The sequence below is a fragment of the Alkalimonas delamerensis genome (genome assembly GCF_030717955.1).
GTDB lineage: Bacteria > Pseudomonadota > Gammaproteobacteria > Enterobacterales > Alteromonadaceae > Alkalimonas > Alkalimonas delamerensis.
Map to the genome: position 1 here is coordinate 374,234 of NZ_JAUZVY010000003.1, position 26,198 is coordinate 400,431.

Annotated in this window: 22 protein-coding genes and 3 tRNA genes; 16 read left to right on the forward strand and 9 right to left on the reverse strand. The window is 51.2% G+C overall.

What is annotated here, in order from left to right:
• Positions 1-22 precede the first annotated feature (22 nt).
• From pth to lolB, 5 genes are all read right to left on the reverse strand, one after another.
• Complete coding sequence (pth, locus tag Q3O59_RS10070) at positions 23-619, reverse strand: aminoacyl-tRNA hydrolase (RefSeq protein ID WP_305945448.1); 597 nt, start codon at positions 617-619, stop codon at positions 23-25.
• Positions 619-1,248, reverse strand: a complete 630-nt coding sequence (locus Q3O59_RS10075) for a 50S ribosomal protein L25/general stress protein Ctc (protein ID WP_305945449.1) — start codon at positions 1,246-1,248, stop codon at positions 619-621. The genes pth and Q3O59_RS10075 overlap by 1 nt, the downstream gene beginning before the upstream one ends.
• Before the next feature lie 153 nt (positions 1,249-1,401).
• A complete protein-coding gene (locus Q3O59_RS10080; RefSeq protein WP_228591342.1) occupies positions 1,402-2,346 on the reverse strand; it encodes a ribose-phosphate pyrophosphokinase in 945 nt (314 codons plus the stop codon).
• A gap of 80 nt (positions 2,347-2,426) precedes the next feature.
• Positions 2,427-3,275 (reverse strand): 4-(cytidine 5'-diphospho)-2-C-methyl-D-erythritol kinase, encoded by an 849-nt coding sequence (gene ispE, locus Q3O59_RS10085; RefSeq protein ID WP_305945450.1) that lies wholly within the window; start codon positions 3,273-3,275, stop codon positions 2,427-2,429.
• Positions 3,272-3,874: a lipoprotein insertase outer membrane protein LolB gene (gene lolB, locus Q3O59_RS10090; protein ID WP_305945451.1), complete on the reverse strand. Its 603-nt coding sequence runs from the start codon at positions 3,872-3,874 to the stop codon at positions 3,272-3,274. Before lolB ends, ispE begins: the two co-directional genes overlap by 4 nt.
• 82 nt (positions 3,875-3,956) lie before the next feature.
• On the opposite strand from lolB, the gene hemA reads away from it, so the two are divergent.
• The 5 genes from hemA to kdsA all read left to right on the forward strand — a co-directional run bounded on the left by hemA (position 3,957) and on the right by kdsA (position 9,854).
• Positions 3,957-5,204, forward strand: a complete 1,248-nt coding sequence (gene hemA, locus Q3O59_RS10095; protein WP_305945452.1) for a glutamyl-tRNA reductase — start codon at positions 3,957-3,959, stop codon at positions 5,202-5,204.
• 38 nt (positions 5,205-5,242) lie between these two features.
• Positions 5,243-6,331 (forward strand): peptide chain release factor 1, encoded by a 1,089-nt coding sequence (gene prfA / locus Q3O59_RS10100; RefSeq protein WP_305945453.1) that lies wholly within the window; start codon positions 5,243-5,245, stop codon positions 6,329-6,331.
• 3 nt (positions 6,332-6,334) lie between these two features.
• Positions 6,335-7,186, forward strand: coding sequence for a peptide chain release factor N(5)-glutamine methyltransferase (gene prmC, locus Q3O59_RS10105; protein WP_305945454.1), 852 nt, complete (start codon positions 6,335-6,337; stop codon positions 7,184-7,186).
• A 92-nt stretch (positions 7,187-7,278) separates the two neighbouring features.
• Complete coding sequence (locus Q3O59_RS10110; protein WP_305945455.1) at positions 7,279-8,859, forward strand: DUF3369 domain-containing protein; 1,581 nt, start codon at positions 7,279-7,281, stop codon at positions 8,857-8,859.
• 146 nt (positions 8,860-9,005) lie between these two features.
• Positions 9,006-9,854 carry a 3-deoxy-8-phosphooctulonate synthase gene (kdsA, locus tag Q3O59_RS10115; RefSeq protein ID WP_305945456.1) on the forward strand — a complete coding sequence of 283 codons (849 nt, stop codon included), beginning with the start codon at positions 9,006-9,008 and terminating at the stop codon, positions 9,852-9,854.
• Between the two features lie 7 nt (positions 9,855-9,861).
• Here the strand turns inward: kdsA and Q3O59_RS10120 are convergent, their stop codons facing one another.
• Positions 9,862-12,144: a hybrid sensor histidine kinase/response regulator gene (locus Q3O59_RS10120; RefSeq protein ID WP_305945457.1), complete on the reverse strand. Its 2,283-nt coding sequence runs from the start codon at positions 12,142-12,144 to the stop codon at positions 9,862-9,864.
• Positions 12,145-12,509: 365 nt separating this feature from the next.
• Between Q3O59_RS10120 and Q3O59_RS10125 the strand changes: the two genes are divergently transcribed.
• The 5 genes from Q3O59_RS10125 to gpt all read left to right on the forward strand — a co-directional run bounded on the left by Q3O59_RS10125 (position 12,510) and on the right by gpt (position 15,278).
• Positions 12,510-12,585 (forward strand) — tRNA-Phe (locus Q3O59_RS10125).
• Positions 12,586-12,629: 44 nt separating this feature from the next.
• Positions 12,630-12,705, forward strand: a tRNA-Phe gene (locus Q3O59_RS10130).
• A gap of 154 nt (positions 12,706-12,859) precedes the next feature.
• Positions 12,860-14,074: a phosphopentomutase gene (locus Q3O59_RS10135; RefSeq protein WP_305945458.1), complete on the forward strand. Its 1,215-nt coding sequence runs from the start codon at positions 12,860-12,862 to the stop codon at positions 14,072-14,074.
• Between the two features lie 11 nt (positions 14,075-14,085).
• On the forward strand, positions 14,086-14,790 hold the full coding sequence (gene deoD, locus Q3O59_RS10140; protein WP_305945459.1) for a purine-nucleoside phosphorylase: 705 nt from the start codon (positions 14,086-14,088) through the stop codon (positions 14,788-14,790).
• A gap of 5 nt (positions 14,791-14,795) precedes the next feature.
• The gene (gene gpt / locus Q3O59_RS10145; protein WP_305945460.1) at positions 14,796-15,278 is read left to right on the forward strand and encodes a xanthine phosphoribosyltransferase; all 483 of its coding nucleotides are present in this window, start codon (positions 14,796-14,798) and stop codon (positions 15,276-15,278) included.
• Here the strand turns inward: gpt and Q3O59_RS10150 are convergent.
• On the reverse strand, positions 15,275-16,393 hold the full coding sequence (locus tag Q3O59_RS10150; protein ID WP_305945461.1) for an endonuclease/exonuclease/phosphatase family protein: 1,119 nt from the start codon (positions 16,391-16,393) through the stop codon (positions 15,275-15,277). The genes gpt and Q3O59_RS10150 overlap by 4 nt on opposite strands.
• A 371-nt stretch (positions 16,394-16,764) precedes the next feature.
• Between Q3O59_RS10150 and Q3O59_RS10155 the strand changes: the two genes are divergently transcribed.
• The 5 genes from Q3O59_RS10155 (at position 16,765) to Q3O59_RS10175 (ending at position 23,106) form a co-directional block, all read left to right on the forward strand.
• Positions 16,765-19,902 (forward strand): TonB-dependent receptor, encoded by a 3,138-nt coding sequence (locus Q3O59_RS10155; RefSeq protein WP_305945462.1) that lies wholly within the window; start codon positions 16,765-16,767, stop codon positions 19,900-19,902.
• A gap of 116 nt (positions 19,903-20,018) precedes the next feature.
• Positions 20,019-20,651: a uridine kinase gene (gene udk, locus Q3O59_RS10160; RefSeq protein WP_305945463.1), complete on the forward strand. Its 633-nt coding sequence runs from the start codon at positions 20,019-20,021 to the stop codon at positions 20,649-20,651.
• Between the two features lie 17 nt (positions 20,652-20,668).
• Positions 20,669-21,877 (forward strand): NupC/NupG family nucleoside CNT transporter, encoded by a 1,209-nt coding sequence (locus tag Q3O59_RS10165; RefSeq protein ID WP_305945464.1) that lies wholly within the window; start codon positions 20,669-20,671, stop codon positions 21,875-21,877.
• A gap of 67 nt (positions 21,878-21,944) precedes the next feature.
• Positions 21,945-22,895: an isopenicillin N synthase family dioxygenase gene (locus Q3O59_RS10170; protein WP_305945465.1), complete on the forward strand. Its 951-nt coding sequence runs from the start codon at positions 21,945-21,947 to the stop codon at positions 22,893-22,895.
• 124 nt (positions 22,896-23,019) lie between these two features.
• Positions 23,020-23,106, forward strand: a tRNA-Leu gene (locus tag Q3O59_RS10175).
• A 112-nt stretch (positions 23,107-23,218) separates the two neighbouring features.
• Here the strand turns inward: Q3O59_RS10175 and Q3O59_RS10180 are convergent.
• The gene (locus tag Q3O59_RS10180; RefSeq protein WP_305945466.1) at positions 23,219-24,685 is read right to left on the reverse strand and encodes a RimK family ATP-grasp domain-containing protein; all 1,467 of its coding nucleotides are present in this window, start codon (positions 24,683-24,685) and stop codon (positions 23,219-23,221) included.
• Positions 24,686-24,841: 156 nt separating this feature from the next.
• On the opposite strand from Q3O59_RS10180, the gene Q3O59_RS10185 reads away from it, so the two are divergent.
• A complete protein-coding gene (locus Q3O59_RS10185) occupies positions 24,842-25,969 on the forward strand; it encodes a GNAT family N-acetyltransferase/peptidase C39 family protein (protein ID WP_305945467.1) in 1,128 nt (375 codons plus the stop codon).
• 39 nt (positions 25,970-26,008) lie between these two features.
• Here the strand turns inward: Q3O59_RS10185 and Q3O59_RS10190 are convergent.
• The coding region (locus Q3O59_RS10190; protein WP_305945468.1) for a hypothetical protein at positions 26,009-26,198 on the reverse strand (190 nt) is incomplete at its 5' end.

Genomic DNA, 26,198 nt, shown 5'->3' on the forward strand with positions numbered 1-26,198 from the left:
CAGTGCAGCGCCGTGCTGCCGGTTAAGCGGGGCTGGCCTGAAAGCTGTGCAAACGGCTTTGCGCTTTGACCAGACCATCCTTTAGCAGTATCGGCAGGCAACGCAGTGCTTCATCGATACTGGCTTCGATTAATAATTGTTCACTGGCTGGTGCTTTGCCTAGCACATAGCCGGTAACCTTGTGTTTATCCCCTGGATGGCCAATACCAAGCCGCAACCGCAAAAAGTTGCTGTTGTTGCCTAAGCGGGCTGTGGTGTCTTTTAAACCATTATGGCCGGCATGGCCACCGCCGACTTTGAGTTTGGCAACGCCTGGCGGCAACGCCAGTTCATCGTGCACAACCAGAATGTGTTCGGGTGGTATTTTGTAAAAATTTGCCATTGCCTGCACGGCTTTACCGCTCAGGTTCATGTAGGTGGTGGGGATAAGCAGTTTAATGTCTTGTGCTGCCAGTTGAACACGGGCAATGTCACCAAAAAATTTGGGCTCGTGTTTTAACGACGTCTGAGTTTGTCGTGCCAGTTGTTCAACAAACCAGGCGCCGGCATTGTGTCTGGTTTGGCTGTATTCGGGGCCTGGATTCGCCAGGCCCACGATCAGCTGGATCGGCTGGGACATTACTCAGCAGATTCGGCTGCTTCACCTTCGCCTTCGTCGGCATCGACGGCTTTACCAGCAGGCTTGTTGACAGAAACAACAGCCAGGTCATGGCCTTCGCCTTTGGTCAATTGCGTGAAGGTAACGCCTTTTGGTGCAACCAGATCAGACAAGTGCAGAGTCTGGCCGATTTCAACATTGGTCAGATCCACTTCAATGAACTCAGGCAGATCTTTTGGCAGCACGTTGATTTCAACTTCGTTGGCACCGTGAACCACAACGCCGCCTTTCTTAATGGCAACTTCTTCGTTCAGGAAGTGCAGCGGCACAGTGGTGTGCAGCTCTTGGCCAGCTTCAACACGTTGGAAATCGACGTGCATGATTTTTGGCTTGAACGGGTGACGCTGCATATCTTTAACGATGGCCTGGATCTTTTCTTTGCCGACATTCAGAGTCAGAATGTGCGAGTAGAAAGATTCGAAGCTTTGTGCTTTCAACAGCTTAGAGTGCTCTAAAGTGATTGACAGAGCATCTTTGTGACCACCGTAAATGATGGCTGGTACTTTATCCTGATGACGCAGGCGGCGGCTCGCACCTTTCCCCAGGTCAGTCCGGACTTCAGCATCTAAAGTATAAATTGCGTCAGACATGGTATTCTCCAGTAATTCATAAGGTTCCACAGACCGCGACCAGACTGTGGGACGTAGGCCCCCTTAAAAGGGCGCGACATGATACCACTGGTGTTTTTTTGGCGCAATTGAAAAAGGCACCCGAAGGTGCCTTTAGTCTGCAGTCGATGTGACTTAATCAAACATCGACGAAATCGATTCTTCGTTGCTGATGCGACGAATGCACTCGGCCATCATTTCGCTCAGTGACAGCTGGCGTACTTTGGCTACTTTTTTCATCTCGGCGCTCAGTGGAATGGTGTCGGTCACGATCAGTTCATCAATCACCGAATTGGCAATAATCTGAGGGGCATTGCCAGAGAATACCGGATGGGTAGCGTAGGCAAAGACCCGCTTAGCACCATGCTCTTTCAGCGCTTCGGCCGCTTTACACAGCGTGCCGCCGGTATCGATCATGTCGTCGACCAGGATACAATCGCGATCTTTCACATCACCAATGATGTGCATCACTTGCGATACATTGGCTTTTGGACGACGTTTGTCAATGATGGCCAGATCGGCATCGTTCAGCAGCTTGGCCACCGCACGGGCACGGACTACGCCGCCGATATCCGGGGAGACCACCACCGGTGATTGCAGATCCTGCTTGCGCATGTCTTCCAGCAATACCGGGCTGGCGAAGACGTTATCGACCGGTACATCAAAGAACCCTTGAATTTGCTCGGCATGTAAATCAACGGTCAGCACTCGATCCACGCCGACACTGGACAGAAAGTCGGCGACAACTTTGGCGGTAATGGGGACCCGGGCAGAACGAACCCGACGGTCCTGACGGGCGTAACCAAAATAAGGCAATACCGCAGTGATCCGGCCGGCTGAGGCGCGACGTAATGCATCGACCATCACGATCAGTTCCATCAGGTTGTCGTTGGTGGGTGCGCAGGTGGACTGGATGATGAAAACATCGGAGCCACGGACGTTTTCATTGATCATCACGCTGACTTCGCCATCGCTGAAACGGCCAACGTCGGCATCACCGAGTTTGATGTAGAGCCGGCTGGCAATTTTGTTCGCGAGTTCTGGTACGGCGTTACCAGCAAAAACCTTCATATCGGGCACGGTAGGATCCTCAGGGCAGTTGGAGTCCGGTTAACAAAATTGACCCTGCGTGGCAGGGCCCTGATGGTGGTAATGGCGCATTACCGAAATGCGGTCAGTGCAGTCAGGGCTGGTGACTCGCTAACCCCCCTGGCGATGAACCCACTGCAGAAAGCGGGCATATCACGCAAGGCAGCTTCCGCTTGCAAACGATCAGAGAAGGCGGCAAACACACTGGCTCCGGTCCCTGTCATGCGGCTTGGCGCATATTCTAACAACCACTGTAAGGTGATTGCAACATTCGGATAGAGGCGGCAGACCAGAGCCTGGCAGTCATTGCGCCAGTCGATTTCCATCAGTTGATCCAGCCCGACTTTGGGCGTATTTCGAGGTAAATCAGCATGCTGAAAGATGGTTTTGGTGGAAATATGGCAATCGGGTGTCACCACCAGATACCAGCAGGAGGGCAGTTCGATGGGGGTGATTTTTTCACCGACGCCTTCGGCAAAAGCAGTGCGGCCACGGACAAAAATGGGCACATCGGCCCCAAGCTGCAAACCAAGCCCAGCCAGTTCATCCTGGCTTAACCCCAGTTGCCACAATTGATTGAGTGCCAACAGGGTGCTGGCAGCATCCGATGAGCCTCCCCCAATGCCGCCGCCCAGTGGCAATACCTTATCCAGTTGGATCTGGGCTCCCTGACGGCAGCCGGTGTGTTGTTGCAGCAAACGGGCCGCTCGAAGCACCAGGTTGTCGTCGTTGACCAGAGCTGGCTGGTTGCAGCTCAACGTCAGCTCTGGACTGCTGTGGCTGCTTAGATGCAGGGTATCGCCGTAATCGAGCAGTTGGAAAATGCTTTGCAGCTCATGATAGCCATCCGCCCGTTGCCCGGTGATGTGCAGGAACAAATTGAGTTTGGCAATGGCCGGAAGTGACAATGACCGGCTCATAACTGCCAGTTCCTGATCACCAGTCTGATGCTCAGATCCGTCGATTTCACATCGATACGCCTTGGCAGCGCCAGCGCATCGTTAAAAAAACTGTGGTACCGAATGTGCCAATGATAACCGCTGCTATCCTGCAGCTCAAAGGCAATCAAGCGGCCCAGTGCGTCGTATTCTTTGGCGCTGGCATTTTGACCTGCCAGCCCCTTGAGCCACAGCGGCATCTCTTCCAGCGGCAAGCTCCAGCCGGTCAGTGCCCACATCAGCTCGCTGCTATTGCGTGCCTGGTAATCCTCGCCGCGCACTTGCAGCTGTGCCTGGCCAGCGCTGCTTTCAAGACTGAAAATTCGAATGCCCAGGAAGTTGGTCATGCGGGCCTGGTAATCTGCCCCTTGCTGCTGCCAGTGCAAGCTGCCATTGACAGTGTCGCCCAGTGCCTGGATGCCCATGGTGGCAGTCAGCTCAAAGTGTTGCAATTGCTCGATGCGATCTTGCCGTTGCTGAGTCGATAGCACAGGCCCTTCGGTTCTGGGTTTGATGCTGCAGCCGCTGGCCAGCACACTGAGCAAGAGTAAAAGAAACAAGCTTTTTACGGCGTTTGACACACGAAAGTCCTCGTCTGAGCTTTTATTGGGCTGGTCTTTTTCGTACAATTCGCCCCTTGAACATCAAGGTTATTACAGGTGGATGGCCATTTACGCGCTAGGCATTAATCACAAAACAGCACCAGTGGCACTGCGTGAACAAGTGGCTTTTGCACCAGAGCAGGTGTCACAAGCGCTGCGCGAGCTGGCAGCGGTAGCCAATGTCACCGATGCCGTGATCCTGTCGACCTGCAATCGAACTGAATTGTATTTTAACGGTTCAACCGAGCAAGCGGAACAGGTGATTGCCTGGCTAAGCGAATTTCATCAATTGGACAGCCAATTGGTGCAGCCTCACTTGTATCTGTATCAACAGCAGGATGCAGCGGCGCACCTGATGCGGGTGGCAGCAGGCCTGGACTCGCTGGTGCTGGGTGAGCCGCAAATTCTGGGGCAGGTCAAGCAGGCCTACAATCAGTCGCGTCAGGCCGGTACCATCAACCCGGAATTTGAGCGGTTATTCCAGAAAACCTTTGCCATCGCCAAGCAGGTTCGCACGGAAACCGAAATTGGCGCCAATGCTGTGTCGGTGGCTTTTGTCGCCGTCAGCCTGGCGAAACAGATTTTTGGCCGGCTGGATAAAGTCTCGGTGCTGTTGATTGGCGCCGGCGAAACCATCGAGCTGGTGGCTCGCCATTTAAAAGAGCAAGGTGCCAGTAAGCTGACCGTGGCAAACCGGACCTACGAGCGTGGTTTGGCACTGGCTGAAGCCTTTGGTGCCGAAGTGGTGACCTTGTCCCAGGTGCCTGCTGTGCTTGGACGTGCAGATGTGGTGATAAGCTCTACTGCCAGTACTTTGCCCATCATCGGCAAAGGCATGGTGGAACAAGCGCTGAAGGTGCGTAAGCACAAGCCGATGTTTCTGGTCGATTTAGCCGTACCGCGGGATATTGAAGCCCAGGTCGCCGAGCTGGATGATGCTTACCTCTACACTGTGGATGACCTGCAAAACATCATCGCCCAGAACATGGAGTCGCGTCAGCAAGCGGCCCAGCAGGCTGAGCTGATCATTGACCAGGGCGTTGCCGAGTTTCAGCAGTGGCAGTTGCTGCAAGGCAATGTGGACTGGGTGCGGGATTACCGCCAGCAGTGCGAGCAGGTCAAAAATGAATTGCTGGCCAAGGCGGTCAATCAACTGGTGGCCGGCCAGGAGCCGGAAAAAGTACTGGCCGAGCTGGCCACGCGTTTAAGCAACCGTCTGATGCACAGTCCGACCAAAGCCATCCGCCATTTGGTGCAGGATGAGCAACCGTCTCCTCAGACACTGATATCCATTTTACTCGATCTCTGAGCTTGCTCGGGATTGATGCGTAAGGAAGCACCGTTAAGATGAAAGCATCGGTTTACGGCAAACTGGAAGCACTGACAGAGCGCTACGAAGAAGTGCAGGCGCTGCTCAGTGACGCCAGCATTATCGCCAATCAAGAGCGTTTTCGTGAGCTGTCCAAAGAGTACAGTCAACTGGAGGCAGTCAGCAAAGCCTTCATGCAGTACCAGCAGACAGAGCAAGGGTTAAAAGACACTGAGCTGATGTTGCAGGACAGCGACCCCGAAGTGCGGGAGATGGCGCAAGAGGAACAAAAAGAGTTAAAGCAGCAGCTGGAAGCCTTGCAGGCTGAGCTGCAAATTCTGATGCTGCCAACCGATCCAAACGACAACAACAACTGCTTTTTGGAGATCCGGGCCGGTGCGGGTGGCGATGAAGCGGCTATTTTCGCGGGCGACCTGTTTCGGATGTACAGCCGCTTTGCCGAAAGCCGCGGCTGGCGACTGGAAGTGCTGAGTGCCAATGAAGGGGAGCATGGCGGCTACAAAGAAATCATCGCCCAGGTTTCAGGCGAAAAAGCTTATGGCACCCTGAAATTTGAGTCCGGTGGGCACCGGGTGCAGCGGGTACCGGCAACCGAATCGCAGGGGCGGGTCCATACCTCGGCCTGTACCGTGGCGGTGATGCCGGAAATTCCAGAAAGCGAAGCCATCGAAATCAACCCGGCCGATTTACGGGTCGATACCTACCGCGCATCCGGTGCCGGTGGTCAGCACGTCAACCGGACCGACTCCGCCATTCGGTTAACCCATTTGCCAACCGGCATTGTGGTGGAATGTCAGGAAGAGCGTTCGCAGCATAAGAACCGGGCCAAAGCCATGAGCATGCTGCAGTCACGCATTCAGGCCGCAGAGGATGAAAAACGCCGCCTAAGCGAAGAGAGCACCCGCCGCTTGTTGGTCGGTAGTGGCGATCGCTCCGAGCGGATCCGCACCTACAACTTCCCGCAAGGCCGGCTGACCGATCATCGCATCAACCTGACGCTGTACCGGCTCAGTGAAATTATGGAAGGGAGTCTGGAGCTGGTGTTGGAGCCCATTCAGCAAGAGCACCAGGCTGATTTGTTGGCTGCCATGTCGGAAGACAACTAGTTGATGGCGAGCAGCAGTCTTTGCATTGCTGACTGGTTGGCTGGTGCCAAAACCCGCTTGGCTGCAGTCACCGAAGAGGCCGATACCGAAGCGAAGTATTGCTTGTGCCACTTGTTGGCATGCAGCAGCAGTTACCTTTATGCCTATCCGGAACAGCCGCTGACAACAGAGCAGCTGTCGCAATTGGATGCTTACCTGGCGCAGCGCTTGACTGGCCGGCCATTGGCCTATGTGCTGGGACGCTGGCACTTTTGGGACTTCGAGTTGGCAGTGTCTGAAGCGACCTTGATCCCAAGAGCCGATACCGAAGTAGTGGTCGAGCAGGCACTGAAGCTGGCCTTGCCGGCAGATGCTAAGGTACTGGACCTGGGCAGCGGTACCGGTGCCATAGCGCTGGCTTTGGCCAGAGAGCGTCCCGATTGGCAAGTGTTAGGGCTGGACATCCAGCCTGATGCCGTTCAGTGCGCCAACGGCAATGCCAGTACACTGCAGCTGAGAAATTGCCGCTTTATGGCCAGCAACTGGTTTGATGCCGTGCCGGCACAGTCCTTTGAGCTGATTGTCAGCAACCCGCCATACATTGAGCCTGAAGATCCGCATTTGGCGCTCGGTGATCTGCGCTACGAGCCCCAAACCGCCCTGGTAGCTGGCCGGGAAGGTCTGGCCGATATCGAGCACATCGTGCAAAACAGTTGGCAGTATCTGGCTGCTGGCGGTTGGTTGGTCCTGGAGCACGGTTATCAGCAAGCCGATGCAGTTCGTCACTGTTTGCAACAAGCTGGCTTTGTTGCGGTTCGCTCGCAAAAAGACTACGGCGGCAATTGGCGTATCAGTTTGGGGCAGTGTCCAAGCTAGAGTGAATTAAGGCCGATCCTGGCTTCCTCGTTGACCAATTTGCCATCTGCACATATAACTAAAGGGATAACGATCTTTTGGGTGATGTGTGGATGAGTGATGATTTTCTTTTTGCCGGTGAAGCGGATGAACCGGAACAGCCTGAGCTCAGCAGTTCGGTTCAGCAATGGAAGGTATTGATTGTTGATGATGAAGCCGAAGTGCATGCGGTTACCAAGCTGGCGCTCAGTGACTTTAGCTTTCAGGGCAAAACTCTCGAGTTTCTGAGTGCCTATTCCGGCGCCGAGGCCAAAAGCCTGATGGAGCAGCACCCGGACACCGCCATCATGTTGCTGGATGTGGTAATGGAAACCGATGATGCTGGTTTGCAGGTGGCGCAGTACATTCGTGAAGAACTGCACAACACCCATGTGCGGATTATTCTGCGAACCGGGCAGCCAGGGCAGGCACCGGAGCGGCAAGTCATTGTCAATTACGACATCAACGACTACAAATCCAAAACCGAACTGACAGCACAAAAGCTGTTTACCGTGGTGATGTCGAGCTTGCGCTCTTACCGCGATATACTGGCGATTGATCACAGTCGTCAGGGGCTGGAAAAAATCATCAATGCCTCGGCCAACCTGTTTTCCGCTCACTCGATGGAGCAGTTTATTGATGGGGTGCTGCAGCAACTGACCTCGATTCTGGGGTGCAATGAGGATGCTTTGTTGGTTACTTCCTCACTTGTTGCCGGTAGTCCTGGTGACGATACCGATCCTGAGCACTTAATTGTCTTTGCCGGCATGGGCGAGTTTGAACAAAAAGAAGGCGAGCCAGTGACCAAGGTGCTGGACAACAGCCTGCTGGAAGCCTTTTACGACGCCTTAAAAAGCCGCAGCATCGTCTACAAGGAAAACTACCTGGTGGCCTATTGCACCAGCAAGTTTACCCATGGCTCCTTGTTGTACGTCTCTGGTTTGCCGGGGCAAGTCACCGACAGTCAGAAAAAGTTGATTGAGCTGTTCTCACAAAATGTGCAGATTGCTTACGAAAATGTGCAATTGCAGCATGAAATTGAGGACACGCAGCGGGAAATCGTCTATCGACTAAGCGAAGCGGTAGAACACCGCTCCATTGAAACCGGCAATCATGTCAAACGGGTTGCCTTTATTTGCTACGATTTGGCAAAGGCCTACGGCTTGCCGGATGAAGAGGCTGAGAAGCTGATGTTTGCGTCACCGCTGCACGATGTCGGCAAAGTGGGCATTCCAGATGGTATTTTGAACAAACCGATGCGGCTGGATGAACGCGAGTGGGAAGTGATGAAAACCCATGCCACCATTGGCTATGATATTTTAAAAAACTCCAAACGCGCCATTATCCAGGCTGGCGCTATCATTGCCCGCGATCATCACGAGAAATGGGATGGCAGCGGTTACCCGGATGGCAAAAAAGGCGAAGAGATCCATATTTATGGCCGAATTGCTGCCATTGCCGATGTGTATGATGCGCTGCGGCATCGCCGCTGTTACAAGTCGGCCTGGCCACTGGAAAAAGTCGTGGCTTTGGTGGACAGTGAAGCCGGCAAGCAATTTGATCCCAAGCTGGTGGAAATTTTCAAAACCAGAGTCGATAAACTCGAAGCCATCCTGAAAAAATATCCCGACTCCGATGAGGATGAGGTGCGCTAGTGCCTGTCTGATTTGGCATGTCATCGTATTGTCGCATTATGCAGGCAAACTTTCCTGCCAGTTTTTAGCTGGCTGTTGTTTATTTTGGGTCTGCTTATGACAAAATAGCGGCCTGAACAGCCACTAGCTCTATCACAAGGACAGCTATGACCCAGCAAACCATCGTGCTTGATAGCATCAACGTTGACAACACTTCGCCTTTTGTTCTTTTTGGTGGCATGAATGTGCTTGAATCCCGTGATCTGGCTTTACGGATCGCCGAGCATTACGTCGAAGTCACCGGCCGGCTTGGCATTCCTTACGTCTTTAAAGCCTCCTTCGACAAAGCCAATCGCTCCTCTGTTCACTCCTACCGTGGTCCAGGCCTGGATGAGGGATTGAAAATCTTTGAGGAGATAAAACAGACTTTCCAGGTACCGCTGATCACCGATGTGCACGAACCCTGGCAAGCCGCCCCTGTTGCTGAAGTGGTGGATGTGCTGCAACTGCCCGCTTTTTTAGCCCGGCAAACCGATTTGGTGGTCGCCATGGCCAAAACCGGTGCTGTGATCAATGTGAAAAAACCACAGTTTTTAGCGCCACATGAAATGCGGCATATCCTGACCAAATTCAGTGAGGCTGGCAATGAGCAAGTGATGCTGTGTGAGCGGGGTTCCAGTTTTGGCTACAACAACCTGGTGGTGGACATGCTGGGCATGGATGAGATGAAAACCATGGCCCCGGTGATTTTTGATGCCACCCACGCTTTGCAGCGGCCTGGTGGACGCACCGACTCAGCCGATGGCCGCCGAGCTCAAGCTGCACAGCTGGCACGATCAGGAATGGCGCTTGGTCTGGCAGGCTTATTTATTGAGGCGCACCCTGATCCGGAACAAGCCAAATGCGATGGCCCTTGCGCCTTGCCATTGGCGAAGCTGGAACCCTACCTTGCACAAATGAAAGCGTTGGATGACCTGGTGAAAAGCTTCCCTGCGCTCGATACCTCTGCAGGTTAGGCCGGCTTTAATAGCGCTGCTGCACATAGGACTCCACTTTATTGAACTCTGTATGCAGTTGGCGGAAATGCTCTTGCAAGCTGGCCCAGTCTTTGTCGGCACTGGCGCTCTCAAGCGCCAGTGCCTTTTCCGCCATGTGCAAAGCGCCCACGCTTTTCGCCATGGCTTTTAGCTGATGGGTTTGTTGCCGGACCAAAGAGCGTTCCTGTTGCTGCAAAGCCGACTCCAGCGTTGTCAGAATGGGGTAGGTTTGCCGTACAAAGAAGTTCAGATGTTCTTCGTGCTTCAGCGGATCATTGCCCAGATAGTTGGCGATGGTGGTAAAGCAAATCGGAGCCAGATGGTTGCTGTCTCGGGCTCCTTGTTGCTCGATCAGTTCTTTATTTGGTGAGCCGGATTGCGGCAACCAGCGTTGCAACAGACTTTCCAGCACATTCAACTCAATCGGCTTGGTGATGTAACCATCCATGCCGACACTCAGACACTTTTGCTCTTCGCCCTTTAAGGCATTGGCTGTGACAGCAATAATACGGGTAAACTGGTTGTCGTCATCGGCTTGCAGTGCTTCTTTGCGAACAGCTTCGGTCAGATCATAGCCACTCATGTTGGGCATATGCAGATCGGTCAGAATTAACGGGTAGCGGTAGTGACGCCACATTTCAAGGGCGATAGCACCATCGTCAGCAACCTCGGCGGCATAACCCAGTGCATTGAGTTGGTCCAGGATCACTTTCTGGTTCATCTGATTGTCTTCGGCCAACAAAATGAGCTGGCCGTTTCGCCGGGCTGTTTCAACCGCTGGAGCGGTACCCAGCGTGGAAATACTGCTTTGTTGAGGGCGACTGCCGGCCTTTTTACCAGCCGCTGTCAAAATGGCGTCAATGACATGACTGCGGCAAATGGGAGAGCTGTGCAGGTACAGCACCCGTTCAGAGCTTTGCTCGGCCAACTCGACCAGATTGGTGATGATGACAAAGTGGACTTGCTGCAGCTTGGGATGCTGCACCAGTTGCTGGATTTGTTCGGTACTGATTTGCTCGTAGGTGGCATCGAGCAGCCAGACCGCCCGCACTTTGGGGGGGAGTATTTGCTGCTGTTCTGCGCGCTCCAGCAAAGGCTCAAAGCGCTGGTAAGGGTGAAAATCGGCATTGAGGTAGTTCAGATAGCAACTCAGGTGTTCGCTGTTGTCAGCATCACTGCTCAACAACACCAACTGAACATCGCGCAATAAATCCTGACTCAGGTAACTGACTTCGTCGGAAAGCCGAAGCGGGATACTGACCCGAAACTCCGTTCCCTTGTCCTGCTCACTGTCCACGTCGATTTGGCCATACATCAATGAGGTCAGGCGCTGGCAAATCGATAAGCCTAAGCCAGTGCCGCCAAACTTGCGGGTAATGGAGCCCTCAGCCTGATTAAACGGCTGAAAGACATAATTGATTTGCCGCCTGGTCATGCCTTTGCCGTTGTCGGTAATTCGGAACAGCACCTGGCAGTAATCCATGGTGCTTTCCTGAAGCTCAGCCCGGATGCTGACCAAGCCCGATTTCTCCGGAGTGGTGCTGGTAAACTTGATGGCATTGCCAGCCAAATTGTAGAGGATTTGCCGTAAACGGACAGGATCGCCAAAAAGGCCATCCGGAATGCGGGGGTCGATGAAGACTTTCAAGTCAATCTGGCGTTGGTGAGCCACTGAGACCAGGATCCGGCCAACCGCTTCAATAATTTCAGTGACCGAAAGAGGAATGCTTTCCAGCTCGAGTTTACCGGCTTCAATTTTTGAGAAATCGAGAATATCATCCAGAATCCGCAGCAGCGAAAACGACGACTCGCGGATGGTATCGGTCATGCGAAACTGCGCATTGTTTAAAGAGGTCTTGCGCAGCAGATCCATGGTACCGATGATGCCATTCATTGGCGTGCGGATTTCATGACTCATGGTGGCCAGGAAAGTCGATTTGGCTTCATTGGCTTTTTCGGCGGTCAACTTGGCTGTTTCCAGTGCATCGGTGCGCTCTTTGATGCGTTGCTCAATCTCTTGACGAAGTTGAGTAATATTGTGTTCCGCTTGTGCGCTATCCTGCTCGCCTTTTTCAATGCGCTGAAACAGTCGATTAATCAAGCCTGCCAGTACGCCAAAATCATGGTGGCAATGCTCATCTAACCGAGTTTGAAACTGATCGTCCTTAACCGCTTGATGCAAGGGAGTCATCACTTCAGCAAGCTGGCGGTGGATTAGTTGATTGCCGACCAGGCTGGTTAACAAGGCAGCTCCAGCAGCAGCTGCCATAATCAAGATCGTAAGTGCAAGCCAGTTTGACCAGCTCCACAGTAGCAGTTCTGCTGGGGGCCATAGCCACAATACAAGACCAACCAACAGGGCGGTGACAAGCAGGCAAATTGGCAAGGTTCGCCAAAACAACGGAGCAAAAAAGGATGATTTTTCCATGCAAGTACCAAGGCTATGAATTGAAAGGTGGAGCTGGTTGCTTGTGGCTGATTGTAGCATAGCCCAGTTTCGGCTGAGAAATGAACTTGGAATCTGCCGATTGCATCTGTCCGATGTCGGCTTTGTTCAGAGAATAAGCGAACGCAGGCTGGCAACAAAAAAATGATTGACTTAGTTTGCCAAAATCCGTTTAATACCTCCCCGTTGCCCAGATAGCTCAGTCGGTAGAGCAGAGGATTGAAAATCCTCGTGTCGGTGGTTCGATTCCGCCTCTGGGCACCATTCTTTTTCATGCGAATGGTGCCAGCAACTGGTAACACTTTATTGCCCAGATAGCTCAGTCGGTAGAGCAGAGGATTGAAAATCCTCGTGTCGGTGGTTCGATTCCGCCTCTGGGCACCATTCATTCCGTTCTTATTATCCCTTATCTGCTTCAGTATTGCTGTTGTTCGCACCCCATTGTTTCTTGTTAACATCACTCTTTAAGAAAAATTGATATACTGTGGGCATGATCCCATGAAGGCTGAGTCTGTCATGACCAGCGAAGTGAGGCAGAATGACAAAAGCAGTAATTTTGGTACTGGATAGTTTTGGCATTGGCAGTGCGCCCGATGCCGACCGCTTTGGCGATGCTGGCGCCAATACCCTGGCAAGTATCGCTCGGGTATTCAGTCAACAAAAAGGCCGTCAACTGGCCTTGCCTAATTTAGCCAGGCTGGGCTTAATCCGTGCTGCACAGGCAGCTTCTGAGCAACTGATTTTGGTGGATGATGCCGCCCAGATCCAGGGCGCTTATGGTTATGCCGCAGAGCTTAGCAGTGGCAAAGATACCCCCAGCGGCCATTGGGAAATTGCAGGGGTGCCGGTGTTATTTGACTGGGGCTACTTCGAGCAAAAGACTCAAAGCTTTCCAACCGAGCTCATCGAAAAGCTGTGCCGCGAGACCGGCGTGCCCGGGATTTTGGGCAATTGCCATGCATCGGGGACCGACATTCTGAAAAAGCTTGGTGATGAGCATGTTCGTACCGGTATGCCGATTTGCTACACCTCGGCTGACAGTGTGTTTCAGGTGGCCGCCCATGAGCAGCATTTCGGCCTGGAAAAGCTGCTGGATTTTTGCCAGGTGGCTCGCCGTTTGTTGGATGATTACAACATTGGCCGGGTGATTGCTCGTCCCTTTATTGGCGATGGCCCAGACAGTTATGCCCGAACCGGCAACCGGCGTGACTATTCGGTCCTGCCGCCAGCGCCAACTGTGCTGGACAAGCTGACACAGGCTGGCGGTGAGGTCATCAGCATTGGTAAAATTGCCGATATCTATGCGCATCAGGGCATCAGCAAATCGGTCAAAGCTACTGGCTTGGCTGCTTTGCTCGATACCACGCTCACAGAAATGCAGCAGGCTGGGCCGAATAGCCTGATTTTTACCAATTTGGTCGACTTTGATCAGAACTATGGCCACCGACGCGATCCCATGGGTTATGGCGAGGCGCTGGAGTATTTTGATGCCAGGCTGCCGGAGCTTATCGCCGCCTTGGATTCGGATACCTTGCTGTTGCTAACCGCCGATCATGGCTGCGATCCAACCTGGCCAGGCACCGAGCATACCCGGGAGTTTATCCCTGTGTTGTGCTATCAGCATGGTATGAATGCCATTGAGCTGGGGCAGCGTGACAGCTTTGCCGACATTGGTCAGACTCTGACCGATTGGTATGGCCTGGATGCCATGGACCATGGCCAATCCTTTTTTAAACAACTGACAACGAATTAGAGAGTACCACTATGACCACGCCACACATTGCCGCCAAAACCGGCGACATCGCCAGTACCGTCCTGATGCCGGGTGATCCGCTGCGTGCCAAACACATTGCCGAGACCTTTTTGCAGGATGTTCGCTGTGTCAATGAGGTACGCAACATGTTCGCCTATACCGGCAGCTATCAGGGCAAGGCTGTGACCGTCATGGGCTCGGGCATGGGCGTGCCTTCCATGTCGATTTATGCTACCGAGCTGGTGAAGTTTTACGATGTGAAACGCATCGTGCGTATTGGCTCCTGCGGTGCTTTGCCGCTGTCTGTCAAAGTGCGGGATGTGGTGATTGCCATGGGTGCCAGTACCGATTCCTCTGTCAATCGCAATCGCCTGCAAGGCCTGGACTTTGCCGCTTTGGGCAGCTTCGGATTGATTGAAAAAGCGGTGGCCGCGGCCCGGCAAAAGCAAATTCCGGTGCAGGTTGGCAATGTCTTTACTTCCGATTTATTCTACAACCCGAACCCGACACTCTTTGATACGCTGGAAAAGTACGGCATTTTGGCGGTCGAAATGGAAGCTGCTGGCCTTTACGGTGTAGCCGCTGAGTATGGCATCGAAGCGCTGAGTATTTTAACGGTAAGCGATCATATCCGCAGCGGTGAGTCACTGAGTGCTGAGCTGCGCCAAACCTCGTTCAACGATATGGTTGAAATTGCGCTGGGCATGTTGGATTAAGCCGTATGTCGATGACCAACCATAAAATGTTCTATGTATCCTGGGAAGCCTTTCACCGTGCCAGCCGCGAGCTGGCAGCCCGGTTGCTGACGGGTGGTTATGACCGTATTCTGGCGGTTAGCCGGGGTGGCCTGGTACCGGCCACCATTTTAGCGCGCGAACTCAATATCCGCTTGCTGGATACCATTTGCATTGCCAGCTACCAGCACGATCAACAAGGTGCGCTGTCTGTTTTGAAAGGCTGCGACTGGGTCGATGACAGCAAACTGCTGATCGTCGATGATTTGGTGGATACCGGTGAAACGGCCAAGGTGTTAAAACAGCAGTTTCCTAAAGCAACACTGGCGACGGTGTATGCCAAGCCCTTGGGTAAGCCTTTGGTGGATGTCTATGTGACCGATATCGAACAGGCCACCTGGATCCAGCTGCCCTGGGATACGGAGCTGAGTTACACTGCTCCTTTGGCTGAGCAGCAGCAACTGCCTTAATCCAGTCTTAGATCAACCCAGACCAGCCGGTGATCCGAGCTGGTATGGCGATGACCCACCAGGTCAGCATTGGGTTCATCCGACGCTGGCCAAAACACCCCACTTTGCATTACGGCAAGCCCTGCTTTACTGGGTAGCACATAATCGGCCCGCATCCGCCATGTTGCTGTATGCAGGGCGGCATCAGGATTCTTGGGGCTGTGTTCCTTGCCGCCGCGACTGGTCGGTTTTGGATCCACAATATTGGGGTGGGTTAACAGGCTTCGGATCCCAGCCTTGATGGCATCGCCTTCGCTGGTGCAGGCGTTCAGGTCGCCCAAAACCACAAAAGGCTCGCTCTTGCTAAAGCCACCTAACTGCCCATTATCGTCGTAGATGTAATTTCCCTTAGAGCCGCTGATGTAATCGACCCAAAAACGGATTTCATCGTGATTGCGTTTTGCGTTTCTGCGTTCAGGCCCATCAAAAACTGGCGGTGTTGGGTGGCTGGCAAAAAGATGCAATCGCTTACCAGCGACATCAATCGGGATGTCCCAATGCGATTTGGACGATAGCGGAAACTGCTGCCAGGCATCGTTATCGTACCAGGGGCTGCCATCTGTCTGCTGCGTCTCAAGATGGCCCGGCATGTCTTTCCATTTAAACTGACGAAAGGTGCGGACCCCGTTTTCAACAATGGGATAGCGCGACAACAGCAGCATGCCGTATTGCCCTGGGTAATTGCCATAGCCCCAGGCATCGGCTCCCTTGCCGGTGGCTTTGCCATTACGATCTAAATCGAATGGGCTGGGTTGACCGCTATTGACCCGATCGTAGAAATAATAAGGGTAATGAATAGGGGAGCTACCCTGCTGGGATAGAGCCAGATAGTTCTGTACAAAGGCTTCAACGCCAAGAGCTGGAGTAGCAATGTCGTCAAACTCATTCAGTAAAATAACATCTGGCCGGGTTAACTGAATAATTCGGGCAATCGCTTGTATTTGCGGCTCACCACCTTGAGTCAACCGTGCAATCAAAACCTGTTGGTCGCCCGCACAGCCTCGAGGCAGGTAGTTTTCCGCTTCCATACTGACATTAAATGTGGCAACCCGAATAGATGAGGTGTTTTTATGCACAATGATGGCCAGTTAACGTGCTGATTTATAGTGTAGAGGATAAGAGGTTGCTGTTGCTTTAGCCAGGACCGGCTCGAGATAATCCGATGGAGCAACCAAGATGTTTACCTCGTTTGTTCCTGGAGTCTCAGGATAGCTGAAGAAATTTTCTGCAAAATTATTGGATTAGCAAGTACGCAACTCAGACCAGTCATGTTACAATTGTATGACCAAAGCAGTTAGATGCACGGCGCACAAAAAAGTTCCGGTGTTGTCAGGTATCGCGTAAAAAAAACGTCACATTCATTCGTTAGGATGTCTTCCCAAATTGAAGACAGCATATGAATTCAAATGGATTGGGTACTAATTCAGAAACTACCAGGTGAAACGATATGAAAATTAAACATTTAGCTATGGCTGTTGCTCTCGGGCTAGGTATTAGCCAGTTTGCTTATGCCGACACCACTTCCGCCATTCGTGGTGTTGTAGTAAATGAAGCCGGACAAACAGTTGGCAACGCCAGCATTCGGTTGACTGATCTTCGCACTGGCACCAGCCGTACTTTTGCTGCCAATGATACTGGTACCTTTTCTGCTCGCGGCTTGCAAGTAGGCGGTCCATACATTCTTGAGATTACCGATTCTGCCGGTCGACGCGAGGTCATTGAAAATGTCTTCCTGACTTTGGGTGAAACGCAGAACATCAATGTCACTATTCGTCCGGCCGATCAGGTTGAGCGCATCGCTGTGACTGGTCAAATGATTTCTAACGCTGCTTACGGTAGCAGCAGCCCTGTTGCTGCATTTAGTCAGGTAGATTTAGAAAACTTGCCAAGCATTAACCGTGATTTGACCGATATTGTTGCTGTTGATCCGCGGATCTACATCGATGAAGGTTTTGCCCGTGGTATTCAATGTAACGGTGCCAGCCCTCGTTTCAACAGTTTGACGGTAGATGGCGTTCGGATGAACGACAACTTTGGTCTGAACAACAATGGTTACCCAACTGAGCGGATGCCATTCTCTTACGATGCGATCCAACAGGTTGCCGTTGAGTTTGCACCTTTTAATGTGAATTATGGCGGTTTTACTGCTTGTAATATCAATGCGGTTACCAAGTCTGGTGCCAACGAGATGTTTGGCTCTGTTTTCTTTGACTTCAATAACCAGCGGCTTCGTGGCCGGAAAATTGAAGGGGATCGTTTAGACCGCGACCCGTTTACTGAAAAGCGCATGGGCTTTAACTTGGGCGGTGCTCTTATCAAAGATACCTTATTCTTGTTCGGTGCCTATGAGAAATACGAAGGTGCCAGCAGCTTTGATCGTGGTCCTTTTGATGCGAATCCAGGTACCCCTGTTTTTGGCTTATCGCAAGCTGATCTGAATCGTATTGGGCAAATCGCACAACAGCAGTACGGTTATACCGTGGGTGATCCTATCACCTCTGCTCCAGTTGATGATGAAAAACTTCTTCTGAAACTCGACTGGTATATTAACAATGACCATCGGTTAGCCTTTACTTACAACTACAACGATGGTGAGTCTATCTCTCAAGCCGCGGGTGGAAATTCAAATTACGAATTTTCAGATCACTTTTATACCCGTGGTGCTAAGTTCCAGTCTTATGTCCTTCAAGTCTTTTCAGACTGGACCGAGAATTTCTCTACAGAGCTTCGTGCAGGACACTCCAAGTTAGATAATCGGCAAATTAACTTAGGGGGCTCTCAAATTGGTCAGGTTCAAATAGATACTTTCGCGAATGATACTTCTGCGACTGTTTATCTGGGAACGGATCGCTCCAGGCAGTCAAATAAACTGAAGTACGACACAAACTTCATTAAACTGGCCGGTACTTATCATTGGGGTGATCACATTATCTTTGGTGGTTACGAGCGTGAAGAGTACAGTGTATTCAACATGTTTGTGCAGAACTCCCTGGGGCGTTACTACTTCCGTAACATCGATGATTTTGAGGCCGGAACCCCATGGCGCATTGATTATCAAAACAGTGCTGGCAGCAATAACCCTGCCGATGCTGCGGCAGACTTTAGCTATGCCAACAATACTCTGTATCTGCAAGATGAGTATTACATGATTGATTATGATCTGACGTTAACCTTTGGTTTGCGCTATGACTGGTACACCAGCAGCGAGCGTCCATTGGCCAACCAGAATTTTATCAATCGCTACGGCTTTAGCAATGACAGCAACTTTGATGGCATGAGCCTGTTGCAGCCGCGCTTGGGTTTCAATTGGAATGCGACCCACAACCTGGAAGTTCGTGGCGGCTTTGGCTTGTATTCAGGCGGCAATCCAAATGTTTGGTTAGCCAATGGCTATCAGAATGATGGTGCTACCTTGATATTTAACCGGATTGGTGTTGCACCGAACTCAGCCGATACTTTACCAAGTCTGTTTGAAACCGATTTGTCTGGTCAGGGACGCCCGCTGTATGACGTTCCAGCATCTCAATTTGATGCTGTTGCAAATGCAACAAACGATGGCAATGTCAATGCGTTGGATCCCAACTTCAAGTTACCAAGCGAGTGGAAGTACGCTTTGGGTGGTACTTACACTTTCGAGAATGGCTTGATTGCGATGGCGGATTTGATGTACACCCGCAGCCAGAATCAGTCACTTGTTCAGAACATTGCATTGGAGCAAGTCGGCACCATTATGGATGGCCGTCCTGTTTTTGCGCCGCGTGAACCAGGAAGTCGTCAAGACTATCTGCTGACAAATGCAAGCAGCGATGCTACGAACTATTCCTTCAGCACTTCTTTATCGCGTGTTGAAGACTTTGGCTTAAGCTGGACAGTAGCCTATGCATACACCCAAGCCAAAGATGCCAACCCAATGACCAGCTCTGTTGCGGCGTCAAATTTTAACAACTTTGCCCGCTCAGATTTTAACGACCCACGCAATGCAACTTCAAACTATGAAATACCGCATCGCTTCACAGTGCGAGCTGTCTACAACCATGAGTTTATTGATGGCTACAAAACAACCTTTAGCTTGGTAGGCTCACACAACAAAGGCCGTCCATTCAGCTATACCTTCCGTGGACAGCTGTTTGGTGATAGCACCTTTGATCGTCAATTGCTGTACATCCCAACTGGGCTGAATGATCCTGCGGTTGAGTTTGGACCAGATTTTGATACGGATGCATTTTTTGCTTTTGTTGAAAGAACTGGTTTAAGCAAGTATGCGGGCCGTACTTCTGAAAGGAATGCTTTCCGCTCGGATTGGTGGACCAAGGTTGATCTTCGTATTCAACAAGAGCTGCCAGGTTTCCGTGACTCTCACCGCGCTAAAGCATTTTTGGTTGTGAATAACTTAACCAACATGCTCAACAGCAGCTGGGGTACTTTGTACGAAGCAGAGTTCCCGCAAGCTGAGCGTACTGTAACGGCTGAACTGCTGGACAACGGTGTTGTTCGATACAATCGTTTCGAAGAGCCGCGTCCGCAAGGTCGCCGTGTGAATCCATCACTTTGGAACGTTGTGTTGGGGATTAAATACGATTTCTAATCGGTCCCTGGCTAAACAAAGCTGACAAAACCGGCCCTTTGGGCCGGTTTTTTATTTCTAAATGCACCGTTTTTAGCGATAATTGCTCTTTGTGTGTATTGAAAAGTGACAATAACGTGGGTAAGAACACCATCATTGCTATAGCAGGCGCCTCTGCATCGGGTAAAAGTTTATTTGCATCAACAGTTTATCAGGAGTTGGTAGCGGAGCTGGGTGGGGAGCGTATTGCTATACTGGCGGAAGATGCCTATTACCGCGATCAAAGCCATTTGTCGTTTGAGCAGCGAACTCTCACCAACTACGACCATCCATCAGCATTTGAGCACAAATTGCTGGGACAGCATTTGCAGGATCTGCGCGCAGGGCAGGCGATTGACATGCCGCAATACTGCTACAAAACCCATACCCGCTTAGCAGACAGCATCCGGGTGCAGCCTGCCAAAGTGATCTTGGTGGAAGGTATTTTATTGTTGAGCGACCCCTTGCTGCGTGATGAGTTTGATATCAGTGTCTTTATGGATACGCCACTGGATATTTGCCTGCTGCGCCGTATTCGTCGTGATTTGGAAGACAGAGGCCGAAGTTTGCAATCTGTGGTCGAGCAGTACGAAGCCACGGTCAGGCCCGCATTTTTTGATTTTATTGCACCGTCCAAGCAATTCGCTGACTTGGTGGTGACCCGCGGTGGCAAAAATGAAATTGCCATCGATATTATAAAAACGAAAATTCGCCAGCTACTGGCGGAATAAAGACAAGGACCAGGGGAATGATGGGATTAGTCGGCATCGCCGTGCTGCTGCTGGTAGCATGGCTGGCATCCAACAATAAAAAGCACATTAACTGGCGCACCGTGGGCGGTGCTTTTGCCATCCAGGTCGCCATTGGCGCCTTTGTCTTGTACATTCCGTTTGGTCAGGATGTGCTGTACAGCATTTCGCAAGTGGTCGCCAATGTCATTGGCTATGCCAATGCTGGTATTGAGTTCCTGTTTGGGGATTTAGGACGCTTCTCGCAAGGCTTTATATTTGCCATCCATGTACTGACCATTATTATCTTTTTCTCATCGCTGATAGCGGTGCTCTATCACATCGGCATTATGACCTGGGTGATTCGTCTGATTGGCGGTGGTTTGCAAAAGCTGCTGGGTACCAGTCGCCCTGAGTCGATGTCGGCTGCAGCCAATATCTTCGTCGGGCAGACCGAAGCGCCATTGATTGTGCGTCCTTTTGTTCCCACCATGACCCGCTCGGAGCTTTTTGCCGTGATGGTCGGTGGCCTGGCCTCAGTAGCCGGCTCGGTACTGGCTGGTTATGCCGGTCTTGGCGTGGAATTAAAGTACCTGATAGCGGCCAGCTTTATGGCGGCGCCCGGCGGTTTTCTAATGGCTAAAATGATTTTGCCGGAAACCGAACAACCAAAAAATGAGCTCACCGAAATTGCTCAGGAAAAACCCCACACCAATGTGATTGATGCTGCCGCAGCAGGCGCTTCCAGCGGTATGCAGCTGGCGCTAAATGTGGGTGCCATGCTGCTGGCTTTCATTGGTCTGATTGCGCTGATCAATGGCATGGTCGGTGGCATTGGCGGTTGGTTTGGCATGGATAACCTGACTTTGCAGCTGATTTTCGGTTATGTGTTCCAACCACTGGCTTTCATCTTAGGCGTATCCTGGGACGAAGCCCGCATGGCGGGCAGTTTTATTGGCCAGAAGCTGGTAATCAATGAGTTTGTCGCTTACCTTGACTATGTTCAGGTGAAAGAGCAATTAAGTGCCCATACCCAGGTGATTGTGACTATTGCACTCTGTGGCTTTGCCAATTTCTCTTCCATTGCGATCTTATTAGGTGGCTTGGGCGGTATGGCGCCCGGTCGCCGGGCTGATATTGCGGCTCTGGGTTTAAAAGCCTTGCTGGCAGCAACATTGGCCAACTTAATGAGCGCTGCCATCGCAGGGTTCTTTTTTTCTTTAGGCTAGTACCTCGAAAACCAATAGCATCATAAAAGTGCTATTGGTGCTCCTGGTACCCAAACAGGTCTTATTTATGACACAGCAAGTTCCAACGTTAGATATAAGACGGTTTGCCACCGACAAAGATAACTTTGTTGCCGAAATTGGCAAGGCCTACACTGAGTTTGGATTTTGTGGCATTAGCGGTCACGGGATCTCCGATGAAGTGGTAGCAGAGACATACTCCGCCATTAAGCAGTTTTTTGCGCTGCCCAATGAAGTAAAAGCGAAGTACCACATGCCGGGGCAGGGCGGTGCCCGCGGTTATACCGGCTTTGGCGTGGAAAAAGCCAAAGATAGCAAGCATCCGGATCTGAAAGAGTTCTGGCATGTTGGCCGTGAACTGGACGGCGCTGCACCGCACCCCAGCTTGTACCCCAATGTTTGGCCTACGGAAGTGCCGGGCTTTAAAGAAGCGACCTACCGCTTGTACAGCGAGCTGGAAAAGCTGGGCAACCGGGTGTTAGAAGCGCTGGCGCTCTTCTTAGGGCAGCCACAGGACTATTTTGCCGATAAGGTCAATTTTGGCAACTCTATCCTGCGGCCTATTCATTATCCGCCAATTCAGGATACCAGCACTCAGTCGATCCGAGCAGGTCAACACGAAGACATTAACTTGATCACCTTGCTGGTCGGCTCGAACGAGGCTGGTTTGGAAATACTGCGTCGCGATGGCAGCTGGTTGCCGGTCACGACCATTGAAGGAACCATCGTTGTGAATATCGGTGATATGCTGCAGCGGTTAACCAACCATGTGTTGCCATCCACCACCCATAGGGTGGTGAATCCGGCAGGTATGGCTGCGGGCGAGCCTCGATACTCCATTCCTTTCTTTATGCATCCAAATCCGGATTTTGTCATTGAGACGCTGCCAAGCTGTATCAGTGCCGAGCGCCCCAATCGTTATCCGGAGCCAATTAATTCCAACGACTACTTAATGCAGCGTTTGGAAGAAATTGGCTTGCTAAAAAAGAACGGAAAATAGCCGCTTTGCGCAGCAAATAAGCGAGTGACACAAAAGCCGTTAAATTGTGCCATATTGCAGTTGACAGCTTTTTGGAACTCGCTATACTGTGCGCCATGTTGAGCATCGATGCGCGACATACCACGCAGATGTGGTGGAATTGGTAGACACGCTAGCTTCAGGTGCTAGTGCTCGAAAGGGCGTGAGAGTTCGAGTCTCTCCATCTGCACCAAATTAACCGGCTTAACGCCGGTTTTTTTGTGCCTGCTATCCCTGCAGGCATCCCTCCGGGACCAGCCATTGGCTGTCCAAAAGCACTCCCGATGCTTTTGTGTTTTTAGGTTTTACCGCTTTAGCTCAATCCGGCGGATAAATTCTTCCACCAGCAAGTCATAGAGCTTGCTGCCCAGATACAAATCTTCCACTCCATCATCGATGTTTGGGTTGTCATTGACCTCGATCACGTACACCTTATCCCCATCTTGTTTGATGTCAACGCCATAGAGGCTGTCGCCAATCGGAGCGCAGGCTCGAATAGCAGCATCAAGCACATGAGCCGGTACTTCGCTCACAGCGCAGGTGCTAAATGCACCGCTTTGGGTTTTGCCGCTACCGTGCTTGTAAATCTGCCAGTGATTGCGCGCCATAAAGTATTTGCAGGCAAAAAGCGCCTGACCATTTAAAACGCCTATACGCCAGTCAAACTCTGTGAAGGTATAGCGCTGGGCCAGGATGATGGCGCTTTGCTCAAACAGCTCGGTCATTTTTTGCCGCAGCTCGGTCAGTGTTTTTACTTTCACCACCCCTCGGGAGAAACTGCCATCCGGGATTTTTAATACCATGGGTAAACCAAGTAAATCAGCCGCCCGCTCCAGATTGTCGGTATCGTATTTGAACAACATCAAACCATCCGGCACCGGTACCTGGTGCTGTTCAAACAGAGTTTGCAGATAAATTTTATTGGAGCAGCGTAAAATCGAGTTCGGATCGTCAATCACCGCCAGCCCTTCACGCTCGGCTTTTAATGCCATTTTAAAAGTATGATGATTGACAGCAGTGGTTTCACGAATAAAAAGGCCGTCAAACTCTGCCAGCCTTTGATGATCGCGGGCACCGATGATCTCGGTATCCATGGCTGATTTTTTGGCGGCTTTGCAAAACAGCTCAATGGAGCGGGGCGTACAGGGAGGAAACTGCTCCTTGGGATCCATTAACACAGCCAAATCGTATTTAAACTGACGCTTACTGGGCTCCAATCGCCAAATTTTATGGCTAAAGCGCTCCAGTGCTTCGGCAAACTGCGTTTGTTGCGCCTCCGTCAGTTTGTGCAAACTGCCAATACGAATGGTTTTTACCTGCCACTGCTGTTTTTTGATTAAATCAACGTGCAGGATAGGAACAGAAAATGCTTCAAACAGGTAATCGCCCACTTTCTTTAGCGAGCGCTCGTTGGTTTCGCCAAAATACAATTGAAACCTAAGTTGCGTTTCCGGGTTATCTGCCAAAGCTTTATTGAGCTGCTTCGTCAACGCCACCGGGATATCATCAATCACATCGGCAATTTCGTCCCGGTTAAATTTATTAAATACTTTAATGGAAGGGATTGCATGATGATTGCGCGCTTCGGCCAGTAAAGAGCAGTAATAACCAGATCCCAGGTACTGGGATTGACGGCAGAGGTTAATGAGCCGCACGCGCTGACGGGACTTGCCCTGCCACTTCAGGTAGTCAGCCAAAGCCATCACACCATCGTATTGAAAGAAAGGTCCCCAATCTTGCAGTTTATCGACTACGATTAATAACTTAGACATATGCTGTTCCGGGAAAATATACTTTTTGTATTGTAGACACTGGAGCAGATGGCTGCCCAATGAAATCCTTTGCTCGTCAGCAGCAAAATAATTGGCTTGTCATCTGCTTCGAAACAACGTGCAATGTCTGGTTACAACACAACAGAGCTAGGACTTATGGAAAACAACGATCTCTGTATCCGCGATGCGGTGATCCAGGACCTGGCCCACTTGGTGCAACTGGAGCAAGCTTGCTTTGAAGCCGATCGGATAAGTCGACGCAGCTTTAGGCACTTTATTCTGGATAAGCGCAGTGATCTGCAGGTGCTGGAAAAAAATAGCCAGCTAGTAGGTTATTTTCTGGTGCTGTACCGTCGTGGCATAAGTCTGGCCCGATTGTACTCGCTCGCCGTATCACCAACCGAACGAAAACAAGGTTTTGCACAGCTGCTTTTAAATCAGGCTGAGTTATCAGCACGCCAGCGGCGCTGTGTTTTTTTACGACTTGAAGTCAGGCCTGATAATCAAGGGGCCATCGTTTTGTATCGCAGGCATGGGTATCAGGAGTTTGCTATCCGGCACGATTTTTATGAAGATCACTCGGATGCACTTTGCATGCAAAAGCGCGTATTCAGCTATCAGCAACAGGGTGATAGTAAAAGAATTCAATTTATACCGCAAACCACGCCTTTTACTTGTGGACCTGCCAGCTTACTGATGGCAATGAATTACTTTGAACCAGGCCGTTACGATCCCTTTTTCGAAGAGCTGGAGATTTGGCGGGAAGCCACGACCATTTTTATGACATCCGGTCATGGTGGTTGCAGTCCCAGAGGTTTAGCTTTGGCTGGTGCGAAACGAGCTTTTGACGTTGAAGTGATGCTCAATCAATCCGGACCTTTGTTTGTAGACTCGGTGCGAAGCCAACAAAAGAAAGAGTTGCTTCAGCGTGTCCATCAGATTGAGCAACAAAAATGTGCTCAGGCGAAGATCCCGGTTCAGATTGCCGATTTCACGCTAACCGATGTCCTGGGTAGATTGCTGCAAGGCTATGTCGTGCTATTGCTTATCAGTACCTGGCAATTTGATCGCAGTAAGGCGCCGCATTGGGTGGTGCTTTGTGATGCTGATGATGATTTTGTTTATCTGAACGATCCTGATGTCGATACCGAAGCTGGACAAAATGCTGCGGATTACCAGTACATCCCAGTAAACCGCGCCATTATGACCAAAGCCTTTCTCTATGGTAAGCAACGCTTAAAAGCAGCCGTTGCGCTTAAAAAACACAAAAAGCCGGCTTTTTAAGCAAACAAACCAAAATGCTCAAATAAGGCTTGCGGCATTTCATTTGCCCTTTATAATGCCGACCCAAGCCAGCAGGGCAGCGAACAAAGGCTCTGCAGCGGGATGAAAAAAGTGCGGTAAATGCTGAGATTCAGCCTTGACAGCAGGATTTAAATCCCTAAAATGGCGCCCTCGCTTGCAGGTGAGCTTAAAGCTCTCAAAAAGCGATGAGAAGTGAAGCGGTTTGATG

Excerpts from the sequence above, each read along its gene's own strand:
- pth (WP_305945448.1), bottom strand. The coding sequence starts at position 619 with ATGTCCCAGCCGATCCAGCTGATCGTGGGCCTGGCGAATCCAGGCCCC.
- Q3O59_RS10075 (WP_305945449.1), bottom strand. The coding sequence starts at position 1,248 with ATGTCTGACGCAATTTATACTTTAGATGCTGAAGTCCGGACTGACCTG.
- ispE (WP_305945450.1), bottom strand. The coding sequence starts at position 3,275 with ATGAGCCGGTCATTGTCACTTCCGGCCATTGCCAAACTCAATTTGTTC.
- hemA (WP_305945452.1), top strand. The coding sequence starts at position 3,957 with ATGGCCATTTACGCGCTAGGCATTAATCACAAAACAGCACCAGTGGCA.
- prfA (WP_305945453.1), top strand. The coding sequence starts at position 5,243 with ATGAAAGCATCGGTTTACGGCAAACTGGAAGCACTGACAGAGCGCTAC.
- prmC (WP_305945454.1), top strand. The coding sequence starts at position 6,335 with ATGGCGAGCAGCAGTCTTTGCATTGCTGACTGGTTGGCTGGTGCCAAA.
- Q3O59_RS10110 (WP_305945455.1), top strand. The coding sequence starts at position 7,279 with ATGAGTGATGATTTTCTTTTTGCCGGTGAAGCGGATGAACCGGAACAG.
- kdsA (WP_305945456.1), top strand. The coding sequence starts at position 9,006 with ATGACCCAGCAAACCATCGTGCTTGATAGCATCAACGTTGACAACACT.
- Q3O59_RS10120 (WP_305945457.1), bottom strand. The coding sequence starts at position 12,144 with ATGGCAGCTGCTGCTGGAGCTGCCTTGTTAACCAGCCTGGTCGGCAAT.
- Q3O59_RS10135 (WP_305945458.1), top strand. The coding sequence starts at position 12,860 with ATGACAAAAGCAGTAATTTTGGTACTGGATAGTTTTGGCATTGGCAGT.
- deoD (WP_305945459.1), top strand. The coding sequence starts at position 14,086 with ATGACCACGCCACACATTGCCGCCAAAACCGGCGACATCGCCAGTACC.
- gpt (WP_305945460.1), top strand. The coding sequence starts at position 14,796 with ATGTCGATGACCAACCATAAAATGTTCTATGTATCCTGGGAAGCCTTT.
- Q3O59_RS10155 (WP_305945462.1), top strand. The coding sequence starts at position 16,765 with ATGAAAATTAAACATTTAGCTATGGCTGTTGCTCTCGGGCTAGGTATT.
- Q3O59_RS10165 (WP_305945464.1), top strand. The coding sequence starts at position 20,669 with ATGATGGGATTAGTCGGCATCGCCGTGCTGCTGCTGGTAGCATGGCTG.
- Q3O59_RS10170 (WP_305945465.1), top strand. The coding sequence starts at position 21,945 with ATGACACAGCAAGTTCCAACGTTAGATATAAGACGGTTTGCCACCGAC.
- Q3O59_RS10180 (WP_305945466.1), bottom strand. The coding sequence starts at position 24,685 with ATGTCTAAGTTATTAATCGTAGTCGATAAACTGCAAGATTGGGGACCT.
- Q3O59_RS10185 (WP_305945467.1), top strand. The coding sequence starts at position 24,842 with ATGGAAAACAACGATCTCTGTATCCGCGATGCGGTGATCCAGGACCTG.